Here is a 13836-nt window from a genome sequence, read left to right as displayed (position 1 = left end):
GAGGGAATTTTTTTAGATATGAAAATCAGTACACCGGGCCGAATATGTTTGTTTGGCGAACATCAAGATTATTTAGGATTACCAACGGTAGCCGCCGCTATTTCGCGCCGAATCAGCATCGAAGGAAGCCATCGTGCGGATGAGCAAATCATCATTCATTTGCCAGACCTCAAAGCACAGGAAACTTTTACGCTCTCCAACGCATCAACATACGTCAAAGACCGGGATTATTTTCGCAGTACGCTCAACGTATTACGCCGACGTGGATTTGTGTTCAGCCAGGGGCTAGAATGTGAAGTTCACGGCAATATTCCCATCAATTCGGGTACATCGAGTTCGTCGGCGCTCATCGTTTCATGGGCCAATTTCTTAAGTCGAAACGCCGATAATCCTGCCGTTATTTCTTCAAAAGAACTTGGAGAAATTGCCAACGAAGCCGAAGTGTTGGAGTTTGGGGAACCTGGCGGCATGATGGACCATTATTCAACGGCTATCGGTCATGTGATTTACCTTGAATCTACGCCCAAGATTTACGTAGAAGCCTTACACCCAACCTTGGGCACCTTCGTTTTGGGAGACTCACAGCAACCCAAAGATACACTCGGTATTTTGGCTCGCTGCCGCTTTGGTATGGAAGCAATCATAAAAAAAGTAACGGAATACGACCCTTCATTTTCGATTTTTCATACGCCTTTCTCTCAGGCTTCCGACTACTCTTCTTTGCTCTCAACGGATGAGCTTGGGCTGTTAAAAGCCAACTTGGAAGACCGAGACCTGTTAATTGAAGGAAAAAAGTTACTCCAACAATCCGCCACTTCTACCCAAGAAACCAACGACATTGATGCGGCTTTTGGTCAATTACTTTACCGACATTTCCAAAACCTCCGTGACCATAAACGCACCTCTACCGATAAAATAAATCGTATGGTGGAAGCCTCCATGAACGCTGGCGCCTTGGGAGGAAAAATAAACGGTTCAGGCGGTGGCGGCTGCATGTTTATGTACGCGCCCAATTGTGCCCATGAAGTAGCCGATGCCATACGACGGGAAGGAGGAATTCCGTACATTATTACGGTTGACGAAGGAACGAAATTAGAACAATAAAGCCGTTCGGTGGTTTTATTGATAGGTCATAAAAATCTTTTGGGGTGTTTGAGTCGTTTATTAAGTTTTAAAAACGATTCTAACACTTTTTTTATTTACAAAATAAAAAAAACAAACATAAAAAAGAGCAGGCTCACACCTGCTCTTTTAAGAATAGAGAATAGTTTCAAGGCTGTTAATAGTTAGAACAAAAGCCCTTTGCTGAACATCGGATAAATAAAGTAAAATACGATATAGACCATGACAAGGAGCGTTAAAGCGGCTAACCAAATACTCTGGTCGCCTAAGAGGGGCGTTCTCCTCTCATTGGAGGGCATGCGGTAGATTTTCTGAGTTTTCATAACCTGTGGAATGGTTTTTTGGGGTTTTGCACTGCAAAGGAGCCACCTTTTTTTTACATTCTTTAGCGTAGAACTACGTGTTCTACTGAAAAGTTATCAAACGGTCGTTCAGCTGACTTTTAGAACAGGATTATTACTTTTTATTTGTACAATTATCACTTTTACGAATGCCATCATACATCACATCAATCGGAACAGCTGTCCCTGAAAACTGCATCGAACAATCTTCCATTGCCGACTTTATGGTTCGGGCTTCGCAGTTAGATGCAAATGAGGCACGTAAACTCAGGGTATTGTATCGAAGCACTAAAATCAGGAAACGGTATTCCGTATTGAATGACTACGGCAAAACCGAAAACTTTGAATTTTACCCCAACACAGCTGACTTAGAGCCATTTCCAAGTGTATCTCAACGGATGCTGGCCTATCGACAACACGCCCTACCCTTGGCACTAAATGCTATCAAAGCCGCATTAACACATAACAATAAAGTTTTAAAGACCCCTGATTTTACGCACCTCATTACCGTCAGTTGCACAGGGTTATACGCCCCAGGATTAGACATTGAGTTGGTTCAAGCTTTGGGCTTATCCCGGCAAGTCCAACGAACTTCCATCAATTTCATGGGCTGCTACGGAGCATTTAACGGGCTCAAAATGGCCAATACCATTGTAAAAGCCGACCCGCAAGCCAAAGTCTTATTGGTTTGTATTGAGTTGTGCACGCTACATTTTCAGAAAAAAATCGACGATAACTACCTGCTTTCCAATGCCCTATTTGCCGACGGAGCCGCCGCTGTTATCATTGAAGGACAACCCAAAACGCTGTCACTTGAGATGCAGTCTTTCCATTGTGATTTACTTTTTGAAGGTCATAACGACATGGCTTGGCACGTGGGTGATTTTGGGTTTGAAATGGTATTGAGTTCGTACATACCACGTTTGGTAAAAGGAGGACTTGGTGAGCTGATGAACCAACTGCAACAAAATACTGACTTACCTACTTTTGATTTTTACGCTATTCATCCGGGGGGCCGGGCCATTCTCGAAGCCGCAGAAAGCCAACTGGGCATCACCCCAGAAGATAATCGCTATGCATACGAGGTTTTGAACGATTACGGCAATATGTCGTCATGTACGGTTTTATTCGTTTTGCAAAAATTGCTTCAGGAACGCACCACTGATGATGTGGGCAAACATATTTTCAGCTGTGCTTTCGGGCCAGGGCTAACGCTCGAAACGGGTATCTTCAATATAGTATAACGCAATTACCCACTGATTGTAAACACTTTACCCATTTTCAGTCAAATTATTTTTGATTGGCTGTGACTTTATTGTACTTTCTGCAACTAATACTTTCAAATCCATCCGTCAACATTCGCCGTGGCAAAGGTATCGTTACAGGAAGAGTTTGTTCAGCTCATCGCAACGCAGCAAAAGCTTATTCATAGCCTTTGCAGTCTTTACTTTCCCCTGCCCGAAGACCGGAAAGATATGTTTCAGGAAATAGTTCTCCAACTTTGGAAATCTTATCCTTCATTCAACCGACAGTCAAAGGTTTCTACGTGGATCTATCGAATTGCGTTAAATACGGTGTTTACCAAATTCCGTAAAGAAAAAGGGTGGCCAAAAAACGAATCTTTTACGGAGCATACCTATCAGATATCAGAGCCAGAAACGGCTTTTGAAACCATACCAGCAACGGAAGAATTGAACCGCGCCATTGCACAGCTCTCTCATGTCGATAAGGCTATCATTATGCTTTATTTAGAAGAGCACACCTATGATGAAATTGCCAATATGATGAATCTGAGCCGTACGAATGTCAGCACGAAAATCAATCGGATAAAAAACCAATTACAAAAACTATTAAAAAATCAACTGCCATGAATTTCGATGAAATAAAGCCTCTTTGGGAATCCTATAAAGAGCAGGTTGATGAAGAATGCCGATGGACCTCAGCCGAACTCAGAGAACTCATAAAAGGTTTGCCTAAACCCATCCCCTGGTACCGAAAAGCGCAACGGCCCATGCTTCAATTTTGTGTAAGCATCTTTCTCATTACCATTACTTCAGGTTGCTAAACCCTAAAAATCTGCATTTTATGTTATGCTACATTGTTTGGGACATCGCGCCCGATGTCTTTTCTATTGACCTTTTTGAAAGTACTTTTCCCATTAAATGGTATGGTTTACTATTTGCCTCAGCCTTCTTGGTCGGACAATTTATGCTGACCACTATTTTTCGAACGGAGCGCATGGAAGAATCGCACATCGAAACGCTCTTTTTGTACATGGTGATTGCTACGGTTATAGGTACTCGTTTGGGGCATTATCTGTTTTATGAATGGGAACTTCTTTTTAGTAATCCTCAAAAATGGTTCCTTTCCATGATCAGCCTTCCGTTCCGTGGATTAGCAAGCCACGGTGCCCTGTTTGCAATTCCGCTGGCTTTATACCTGTACTCACGCGGCAAAAATAGACCGCCTTTTTTATGGTTGGTTGACCGTATCGTTATTGCAGTAGCTCTTGGCGGAGCTATGATTCGTCTGGGCAACCTCCTTAATTCAGAAATTTACGGAACGCCAACTGCCTTGCCCTGGGGGTTTGTCTTTGTACGAGAAACAGATTATAGGCTTTTACCGCTTATTCCACGTCACCCTACCCAGTTGTACGAAGCATTTTTCTGCCTGTTTCTTTTTGGCTTGACTTTTTATCTGTGGAAGCAAAAAAGACATCAACTCCCATCGGGTACGGTGGCCGGACTTTTCATGGTTTTGCTTTTCAGCTTTCGTTTTCTAGTTGAATTTCTTAAAACTCCACAGGAAGCTTTTGAAAACACCCTGCCGTTAAACATGGGACAATGGCTGAGTATTCCCGCCATTATAGCGGGTGCGCTACTGCTTGTTTTTATCTACAAAGTACCGCGTACATCAGGCAATATTCATGCAACGCCCAATATCTCTCAAAAATTTAGGTGATTTAATAGCCCAATTGATTTTCCAGTAGTACTAGTACTGTCTGAAAATCAATTCATGAAAGAAACCTCTACTTCCTACCCCAAAGCCCTCTTAAGTAGTGCGGCCTTAACACTACTGCTTTTCGGGCTTTTTTTATTGACTAACTGGAAGCTTCCAGTCAAGGAGCTAATGCTCTCAAGTCCCTATTTTTTGGTGATTTATTTTCTACTTTTTACCGTAGGTAAGCCGAGTGTGGTGTTGCACTGGAAAGAACTGCTCAAAGGGAAGCCTGAAAAAGCGGTTGTTTTTCCAGCATTGCTGATTTTGGTACTTTATACCTTCTTAATAGTACACAGCCATACACCTTTTAAAGGGTCGGCGGGTTTGTTTATTTTCTATTTATTGTTTCCCACGCTGGGGTTTTTAGCTTTTCAAAAAACAGCATTGCCCGTTGCATGGTCCGACATTGTATTTGTATTGTTGATTGTCATCCCCGCCACGAGTATGTCCTTTGGGGTGGGTACATCGTTACCTTTCAATGGCTCGGGGTTCAGCAACGCCATGCGTTTAGTGATTATGATTTCGACCGTGTATAGTTTCAATTACATCCGAAACCTCCCCGATGTCGGCTTTTATCCGAACTTTCGTAGGTACTCTCTCTTTACGGCACTTTGGGTATGGTTGGCTTTTGTGGGGTTGGTCGCGCTTTTGGGCTATTTTGGGAATTTTCTAAATCTCAATGGGCACAACATCCTCTCCATTGAATTTGCTTACGAATGGGTCAAAGATTTCGTGCGTATTTTTGTGGGTACGGCATTGTTTGAAGAGTTGTTTCTGCGTGGGTTACTGCAAAATATCCTTTCGAAAAAAATAACACAAAGCGGAAAATGGCCAGTGTACTGGAAGTGGGGATTTACCATTTTTATCGTCCTAGCGTTCGTAACTGGCTATTTTGTTCAACTCAAAATGGCTTGGTTTCCCGTACTTATAACAGTGTTAATTTTTATACCAGCGTATTTTATTGAGAAGAAACAAACTGATATTCAGGGCCTTTACACTGCATTAGCCATTACGAGCATCTTTTTTGGCTTGGTTCACTTTCATTCAGGGTCTCTGCTTTTTGTGGGCTTGGCAAGCATCGCTGGTTGGGCTTACGGGTATACCTACATGAAAACCAACAGCGTCTTTTATGCGGCGTTGGTACATGCACTGGTTAATTCTTCCGAATTCCTTTTTCATATTTAATAACTATTCACGTAGAAAAGCAAAGGGGCAATGACGCGGTGTTTTTAATCCCTTTGCGCCCTTGCGTGACAACTAATAAACGAATGAAACGAACGCTAAAAAAAGTCGCCAAATTTCTAGCCTATACATTGGTCTTTTTGGCAGTGTTTGGCTATTTCTATTTTATTCTTCCTTTTTGGGGAATGCCTTTCAATACCCAACGGCACGGCAACCCACCACTGACACCCGCATGGGCGTTGGAATGTTGGTTGTGGGAGGATGACCAAAACACCGCTGCCTACGCCGATTCGCTACTTGCGGGCTACCGACAATACGATATTCCAGTGCGTACCTTGTTGATTGATAGCCCTTGGAGCCTCCGTTACAATGATTTTGAGACGGATACAAGCCGTTATCCAAATCATGAAAAATGGTTCACGGGCTTACAGGACCAAGGCTACCGAGTAGTGTTATGGATGACCTCGATGGTCGACAGTTACAGCAAAGACACTAAAATCCAAGAATCAGAAGATTTTTACCGAGCGGCTAAAGATAAAGGCTATTTGGTGGGAGATGGCAACGAAATAAAGTGGTGGAAAGGCAAAGGTGGGTTCATTGATTACACCCACCCTGAGGCTAAACAATGGTGGCAAAACATGCAACAAAAAGTCCTAAAATACGGCATCGACGGCTGGAAACTAGACGGCACCGCGACCCTTTTTCGGAACCAACTCGGTCCTATTCCTTTTCTATACCAAAAAGCACATTCGGGTTGGCTAACTACACGCCAATACATGGATTTGTACTACCGAGAAGAATACGCCAACGGTCTACGAACCAACCCTGAATTTGTGACCTTGGCCCGTGCCATGGACCGAGGGTTTCATCCCGAAGGATTTGCACCCATTGATGCTTCGCCCGTCAATTGGGTAGGCGACCAAAAGCATCATTGGCAAAGCAAAAGTCAAACACCCGCCCAAGGAGAAGCTCAAAAAGACATTGCGTTGGAAGGCGTACAGGGCTTTGAATCGGCAATTGAAAGTATCTTAAAAAGCGCCAAGTTGGGGTACAGTGTTATTGGGTCCGACGTGGCGGGCTTTTCGGGAGATTCTATTCCCGCCCGTTTGTACATTCGATGGGCTCAGTTTTCTGCCTTTTGTGGGTTGTTTCTCAACGGCGGTCATGGCGAACGAGCGCTTTGGAAAAGAAGCCCCCAAGAACTCGAAATCATCCGTCGCTTTTCATGGTTGCATACCGAATTGGTGCCCTACATGTACAGCTACGTAGTCTCGGCGCACCACGGCGGTACACGACTACAACGACCGATTGAGGGAAAATATCACTACTTATTCGGCGACAATCTGTTTGTCGCACCGATTTACAAAGATGAATTAGACAATAAAATCCATTTACCAGAAGGACAATGGCGGTATTGGTTTGACGACAAAGAGGTAATCACGGGGCCAAAAACGTTTACTAAAAAGTTTCCCCTCGAAGAATTTCCCGTGTACGTAAAAGAAGGAGCCATCATTCCTCTCCACATCCAACGCGCATATACGGGCATTGGCGATTCTACCTCGACCAATTACGTCACATGGCTTATCTATCCCAAAGGGAAAAGCGAATTCACAGTTTATGATACCAAAGACCAGACCCCTACGACGCTGATTGTTGACCAACAAGCCAACGCATTAAATCTACAATTTAAAGGCAAAAAGCGCCCTTCTATCCTAACAATCCACGCTCCTGAGCGACCAAAAAAAATAACCGTAGGTGGAAAAGAAGCCACCTTTCAATATGATCTTAAAAAACAAAAGTTAAGTTTTAAAGCAGACATAATCGGCGAAGCGAAAGTTTGGTGGTAGCGTACCCACCCCACTCACTCATTCAACCTAGCCTCTTCCAAATCCAGTTCATATTCCTTGTTCCTAAGCAACTCATCGGAGTAGTGTTTTTCATTGCGTAGTTTGTAGAGTTCGCTTCTGCGAATGGCAACGAGCTCCAGTAACATCCGACGGTATTTGGGCAAAAAATGCGGAGTTGCCACTTCTTTTTCTTCCTTCAACAGCTTACGGTTGGCAATGTCAACCATGCGTTCATAGCGGTCCTTGATACGTGTGTAGGCATCAATAGAATTGAGCTCATCAGGGTAGTTGGTTTGAAGATGGTTTAATGCGGCTTCGGCCAAACGCAAACGTATCACTATTTCTTGCTCTTTATCATCGCCCTCTTCCTCCTTGATATCCAACCATTTAATGATGGACGTGAGACTCAACCCCTGAAATACTAACGTAAACAAAATAACAACAAATGTGATAAACAGAAGCAAGTCACGGTGGGGAAACGCCAAGCCATTGGTCAATGTCAACGGCACTGCCAGCGCCGACGCCAGAGAAACTACCCCGCGCATCCCACTCCAAGCAATCAGAAATTCGTTTTCCCACTTCATCCTTTTCTCTTTTTTTGACAAACGGCAGGATAGATAAGCCCCAGAAAACACCCAAACTATCCGCACAACGACGGTTACAACACTGATAATCAAGGCGTAGAAAACCAGTTCAATGATTGTATACTGTTCCAGGCCAGTGATGATTTGGGGAAGTTGCAAGCCAATCAGGATAAATACCAGCCCATTGAGCATAAAAATCAGCGCTTCCCAAACCGAGTACGCCTGAATACGACTGTTATACGTAAAAATTTCATGGGAACGAAAGCTCAAAAATAACCCACCGCTAACCACTGCCATCACGCCAGAAAAATGATAATGTTCGGCGGCGATGTACATCAAATAAGGCGAAATAATGGTTAGAGAAGTGTCGATACTCGGCGTTGTGGGCAAAAATTTATGGACAAAATACAGCACATTAGCGATGCCGAGGCCAATGGCGATGCCCAACCCCGCCACCATAAAAAAATCAGTGGTGGCTTTGGCAAACGTAAATTGACCCGTGAGCGCAGCGGCAAGGGCAAAACGGAAAACGATGAGCGACGAGGCATCATTAATCAGGCTTTCGCCTTCCAGAATGGTTACGACTCGCTTAGGAACCTTGATGCCCTGCAAAACCGACGTGGCCGCCACGGCATCGGGCGGCGAAATAATACCACCCAATAAAAAGCCCAAAGCCAACGGGAAGTCAGGAATAAGCCAGTGTGCTATCAACGCAACGGCCGTCGACGTAAAAAAAACCAATCCAAAGGCCAACATACTGATGGACCTACGGGCCGCCCAAAAATCCCGCCATGAGGTATTCCAGGCCGCAGCGTATAAAATAGGCGGTAAAAAAAGCAGAAAAACAATATCGGGATGAAGGCTTACATGTGGTATGCCAGGAATAATGCCAATCAGCAAGCCCATAATAACTAAGAAAATGGGGTACGATATTTTAAGTTTCTCACTCAACATTGAGAGCATCGAAACCGCAAAAAGAAGCGAAACAATCAGCAATAGATTTTCCTGAATCATAAAGACTATAAATGGGTAAAAATCCGTGGGCGTTTTTGCAAGAATATGACAACTAAAGTCCTAACATAGCCAAATTACGAACAAAATCAATGTTTTGAGCGACACATATTTCTAAAGATAACAAACTGGGTAATGCCGCGCAAAGGGGCCTTTCAACAATCCCCATTTTGCGTAATTTATTCCCCAATGACTTTGAAAGAGTAAATGGATTGCTTTTTTACAAACCTTTGATTATCTTTCACTATCAATCTATACGCAAAATGAATAATATCTTCAGGGGGTTACTGGCCGGTTACGGCGCAAAAAAATTAGGCGGCGGTTGTTTCAGTACCGTCCTCATTTTCATTGTACTTTGGTATGTATTGGGACAATGCAGCTAAAAAAACATTCCACTTTAAACTCAAACCCCGCTCCTTTTGGGCGGGGTTTTTTATGCCCCCTTTTTTCAGACAAAAAAATCCAAAGTTGATTTCCATTTATCCATCAATAAAGGACGAAAATCCAGTTTTTTACAAACCTTTTTCGGGCACAGTTCGTTGTTTGAAGTAAATGGATTAATCATTACAACAAAAAAAATGACTAATCCATCTCCACGACAATAGACTTCATTTTTCATGGAAAAAGCCGAAAAAATCCGAAAAACATACGTTGAGTACGTGCTTGACCACGGTCAACCTCCCGCCTCGTTTTATGCCTTTGCCAAAAAACTCAAAATGACCGAGGGGGAGCTGTACGAATTTTATACTTCGTTTGAGTCCATCGACATGGATTTGTGGGTTTCATTCTTTCAACAAGCCCGCACCAACGCCGAAAATGACCCCACGTATCAGGGCTATTCGGTACGCGAAAAACTATTAGCATTTTATTATACATGGGTAGAAGTGCTGAAATCCAACCGTAGTTTTGTCACGTACAGTTACCGTAAACTTCCACAACCGATAGCGGCCAAAAATCCGCCAGAATTGCGCCCCTTTAAGGAAGCTTTTATCACTTACGCCCACGATTTGATGTACGAAGGCCGCGAAAGTCGCGAGATTGTGGCCCGCCCCTACGTATCAAACCGTTATCCAGAAGCCGTTTGGCTCAATACATTATATCTTTTGGACTTTTGGGTAAAAGATACAAGCCGCAATTTTGAATTGACCGACACCGCCATCGAAAAAACCGTCAATACCGCCTTTGACCTCATGGGACGCTCTCTCGTTGATACGGTTGTTGACTTAGCCAAATTTGTCTATCAAAATAGATAAGTATTCGTATTCAGTAATATGAAACAACAAAACAGTATCCCCACCTCCAAAGTAGCACGGGCCACCCAATTTTTGAAAACGGGCGCCAAAATTGGCGGCAACTACCTGAAATACAACGTCAAAAAAATAATGGATCCCTCCATGACGCGCGACGAACTACATCAGGACAACGCCACCGATGTCTATGAATCATTGAGTGAACTGAAAGGCTCCGCCCTCAAAGTAGCCCAAATGTTAAGTATGGACCGCAGCGTGTTGCCGCGCCAATACGTCGATAAATTTCAGATGTCGCAATACTCCGCGCCGCCGCTTTCGGGTCCGTTGGTGGTCAAAACATTTCGGGGTTATTTTGGAAAAGCACCGCATGAATTATACGACAGCTTTGACATCAACGCCATCAATGCCGCTTCTATCGGACAAGTACACGAGGCGCGGAAAGACGGCAAGCGATTGGCCGTCAAAATCCAATATCCAGGCGTAGCCGAAAGCATTAGTTCAGACCTGAAGATGGTTAAACCACTAGCTGTCACCCTGTTTGGATTGAACGAAAAAGACGTAGAGCGCTATACCGAAGAAGTAGAGACCAAGCTATTGGAAGAAACCGACTATGAGTTGGAACTACGCCGCTCCGTCGAAATTTCGGAGGCATGTAGCCACATCGAGGGACTTATTTTCCCAAAATATTATCCTCAATTGTCCTCAAAGCGCATTTTGACGATGGATTGGCTCGAAGGTCTTCACTTGAAGGATTTCTTACAAACCAACCCAACGCAGGAAGCACGCGACCGAATCGGACAATTATTGTGGGATTTTTACGACCACCAAGTGCACCAATTACGGCAGGTTCACGCCGACCCCCACCCAGGTAATTTCCTAATGCGGGCCGACGGTACCATGGGCGTGATTGATTTTGGCTGCGTAAAAGTTATTCCTGACTATTTCTACGATAATTATTTTACGCTCATCAATCCAGATACGGTTGATGATGACGCGCTCATCGAAAAGATTTTTTATAACCTCGAATTTTTGGTGAAAGAGGACGGCCCGCGCGAAAAAGCGTTGTTCACCGATTTATTCAAACAGATGATTCGGTTGCTAGGGCAGCCCTTTGCCTCCGAAGAATTTGATTTTGGCGATCATTCCTATTTTGATACCGTATATGCTTTTGCCGATGAATTGGCCAAAGTCGAAGAAATCCGTAATTCAAAAGTAGCGCGGGGTTCGAAAGACGGTTTGTACATCAACCGTACCTATTTTGGACTGTATTCGATGCTTAATGAACTCGGTGCTCGCGTTCGGACCAATCGCCCAGAATGGTTACGAAGCAAAAAACAGGAAGCCCAAGTCTCTTAAAAACCAGAAAGAGAACAATTGACCCCAAGTTTGATATTTGTAGGAAAACTCTTTGCTACAAATATCAAACTTGGGGTCAGTATTTTTTAACGCTGCAACAATGCCTCAAAAACAGGATACTCCTCCCCTTCTTCATTCATAATCCCCAATTCACCCACCGTTCTAAACATCGTTACCGACACAACGTTGGTTAGGGATAAATGCTCTAACACTTTTGCGGTCCACACCTTTGCAAAGTTGGTTTTTTGGCGACTATCTATTTGTTTTTCAAGTGGTAATACAAAATCAACTGGATTGGTCGCGTAAGGATTCGAGCGTTTGCGCAACGCAATAAATGACAAATGCACAGGTTTCCCATACAAATTTTCGGCACTTGCTACCGAGTATTGTACGGTTTCGGTGTTTTCTAAGAGTGACAAATCATCAAATGCATGTTCTTGCGGGTCAAACGAAAAACTGACAAAATCGGCCTCTCCTACGTCAAATCGGTTTCGGTTAAGCTCGGTAAAGTTATGGTCGGTACCCACGCCGATTTTCGTATTGGGCAATTCCCGCTTTAAGTTTGGGATATAGTCAATCAACGACTGCGACGTCACTAATTGTTGGTCCGAAAATAAAAGCAAGTGTTTAACTTTAAGGCCATTCTGTTTACAAACACCCATAAAATCGGCCAATTGAACTTCAAACGCATCTCCTAAAAAAAGCGCAACTTCGAGCGGCAAATTCAGCAAAGCGGCATTTTCACAATAATTTGAAAATTTCGTAATCCAATTGGAATCCGAAAGAGCCAAGTCGATGCGGTAGTGACCCAAATTCAGTGATTTTAGCAACTCCACAGCCTTTTCAGACAAACGCTCGGTTTCGACCGAAGCAGCAACTCCCAATTGAAATTGCTTGCGGAGTGATTTCTCTTCCGACCGTGGTAAAGAAGAAGCCGCAGGAATTGAAATCAGGCGCAGCGTAACGCGTTGCCAAACCTTATCCCCTGGCTGCAATTGAACGGGAAAAGGCCGTGATAGCGGTGTACAAAATGTCTTATAAGATGCATCGCCCCAATTGCGTTGGTCTTCCGTCTGAAATATATCTCCCTCAAAATCAAGACGATACTCGCCACCGTTGCCCGCCCGCCATTGCATTGCCCGAATGTCCAAGAAAGGGTCCTGCGCGGCAATATAGCGCGGAAAATACGTTTCAGTTTTAGCATTCTCTTCGTGAAAAATCGTGACGGGTTGCTCAGCCGTTCCCTGAATAGGATGCAGAATACAAAAACCAGCTCTATTTCGCCGAACAGCCTGTAACGTTTCGCCTTGAATTTCGAAGGTGATTGTCCCATCGTTGTCTCCATGAATGCGCACACTCCACTCAAAAATGGCTGCCTGTGCTTCATTTATATTGGTACAAGTATACGAAACAGAAAAACTATCTTCTTGACTATCAACAACTTCATTTGTAATCAATTGGGCAAACGTACCCCAGTTATGGTCGCGCAGCGCAAAATACATCATCCGCAGCACTTCGACTCCCCGATGGGTGATTTGACGTAGGAAGCCATTTTGATAACCGATTTCGAAAGGGCCTGATTTTAAACTTTGCATACGTGGTAAGTGGAGATAAAGGAGAGGTTTTTGGAAAACAAACGTGTATTGGTAGGATTCTTACTGTGTACTTTTAAGAATTTAATCTAACATATTCTCAATGAAAATTCATTTTATCCATTTTAAAGGCAAAAATCAGTAGATTTTTAACTTAATATTACCATTTTAGGACTCATTTTTGTCAATTTTGAGACAATATAGCATGTAATTATTTCAAGAACTTACTGTACCCACTCAACAACTTTAGGGTATTTCTGGGACTACGTTCACCATAAATTGTACTATTCTAATTGCTCATTTTGCGATATGTTGTATTATTCCGAACTTTGCATTAGATTCATCAACAAACTAAGACCATGAACACGATCAATCTTGAATATATTATCGCTTATTTTCAAGGCGTTCAACCCAAAAATTTGTTTAATAAGTTTGAAGCCTTTGCAATTCGTCAACAAGCAGTTTTTGAAGCACTCGTCCGCACAGGGCAACCCTTTGGTGGTAAGGTGTAACAAAGCGTAAAAAAAGGGGCTGCATTTACAGCCCCTTTT

12 protein-coding genes are annotated in these 13836 nt (G+C 43.4%); 10 read left to right on the top strand and 2 right to left on the bottom strand.

All coding sequences use genetic code 11. The features are described from left to right. Positions 1–18 precede the first annotated feature (18 nt). From DR864_RS03395 to DR864_RS03365, 7 genes are all read left to right on the top strand, one after another. Positions 19–1104: a mevalonate kinase family protein gene (locus DR864_RS03395; RefSeq protein ID WP_114065634.1), complete on the top strand. Its 1086-nt coding sequence runs from the start codon at positions 19–21 to the stop codon at positions 1102–1104. Positions 1105–1612: 508 nt separating this feature from the next. Continuing rightward, positions 1613–2707: a type III polyketide synthase gene (locus tag DR864_RS03390; protein ID WP_114065633.1), complete on the top strand. Its 1095-nt coding sequence runs from the start codon at positions 1613–1615 to the stop codon at positions 2705–2707. Between the two features lie 120 nt (positions 2708–2827). Continuing rightward, on the top strand, positions 2828–3334 hold the full coding sequence (locus DR864_RS03385; protein WP_162793535.1) for an RNA polymerase sigma factor: 507 nt from the start codon (positions 2828–2830) through the stop codon (positions 3332–3334). Then, positions 3331–3528 carry a hypothetical protein gene (locus DR864_RS03380; protein ID WP_114065631.1) on the top strand — a complete coding sequence of 66 codons (198 nt, stop codon included), beginning with the start codon at positions 3331–3333 and terminating at the stop codon, positions 3526–3528. Before DR864_RS03385 ends, DR864_RS03380 begins: the two co-directional genes overlap by 4 nt. Before the next feature lie 20 nt (positions 3529–3548). Beyond that, positions 3549–4424 (top strand): prolipoprotein diacylglyceryl transferase, encoded by an 876-nt coding sequence (gene lgt / locus DR864_RS03375; protein ID WP_114070129.1) that lies wholly within the window; start codon positions 3549–3551, stop codon positions 4422–4424. Positions 4425–4478: 54 nt separating this feature from the next. After that, positions 4479–5648 (top strand): CPBP family intramembrane glutamic endopeptidase, encoded by a 1170-nt coding sequence (locus DR864_RS03370; protein ID WP_114065630.1) that lies wholly within the window; start codon positions 4479–4481, stop codon positions 5646–5648. Positions 5649–5731: 83 nt separating this feature from the next. Next, entirely contained in the window at positions 5732–7492 is a 1761-nt protein-coding gene (locus tag DR864_RS03365) for a TIM-barrel domain-containing protein (protein ID WP_114065629.1), read from the top strand. Between the two features lie 14 nt (positions 7493–7506). On the opposite strand, the gene DR864_RS03360 is transcribed toward DR864_RS03365, so the two are convergent. Further along, complete coding sequence (locus tag DR864_RS03360) at positions 7507–9090, bottom strand: Na+/H+ antiporter (protein WP_114065628.1); 1584 nt, start codon at positions 9088–9090, stop codon at positions 7507–7509. A gap of 614 nt (positions 9091–9704) precedes the next feature. Between DR864_RS03360 and DR864_RS03350 the strand changes: the two genes are divergently transcribed. Together DR864_RS03350 and DR864_RS03345 are read left to right on the top strand one after the other, a co-directional pair. Next, complete coding sequence (locus DR864_RS03350) at positions 9705–10340, top strand: TetR family transcriptional regulator C-terminal domain-containing protein (RefSeq protein WP_114065626.1); 636 nt, start codon at positions 9705–9707, stop codon at positions 10338–10340. Positions 10341–10358: 18 nt separating this feature from the next. Then, complete coding sequence (locus DR864_RS03345; protein WP_114065625.1) at positions 10359–11693, top strand: ABC1 kinase family protein; 1335 nt, start codon at positions 10359–10361, stop codon at positions 11691–11693. An 86-nt stretch (positions 11694–11779) separates the two neighbouring features. Here DR864_RS03345 and DR864_RS03340 read toward each other — a convergent pair whose 3' ends face one another. Then, positions 11780–13288, bottom strand: coding sequence for a D-apionate lactonase family protein (locus DR864_RS03340; protein ID WP_114065624.1), 1509 nt, complete (start codon positions 13286–13288; stop codon positions 11780–11782). Between the two features lie 356 nt (positions 13289–13644). Here DR864_RS03340 and DR864_RS29745 point away from each other — a divergent pair, with 356 nt between their 5' ends. Beyond that, complete coding sequence (locus DR864_RS29745; protein ID WP_162793534.1) at positions 13645–13797, top strand: hypothetical protein; 153 nt, start codon at positions 13645–13647, stop codon at positions 13795–13797. The last annotated feature ends 39 nt before the right edge of the window (positions 13798–13836 follow it).

Origin of the sequence: Runella rosea, from assembly GCF_003325355.1 — a bacterium.
GTDB lineage: Bacteria > Bacteroidota > Bacteroidia > Cytophagales > Spirosomataceae > Runella > Runella rosea.
This window is presented reverse-complemented; position numbering and strand designations above follow the sequence as displayed.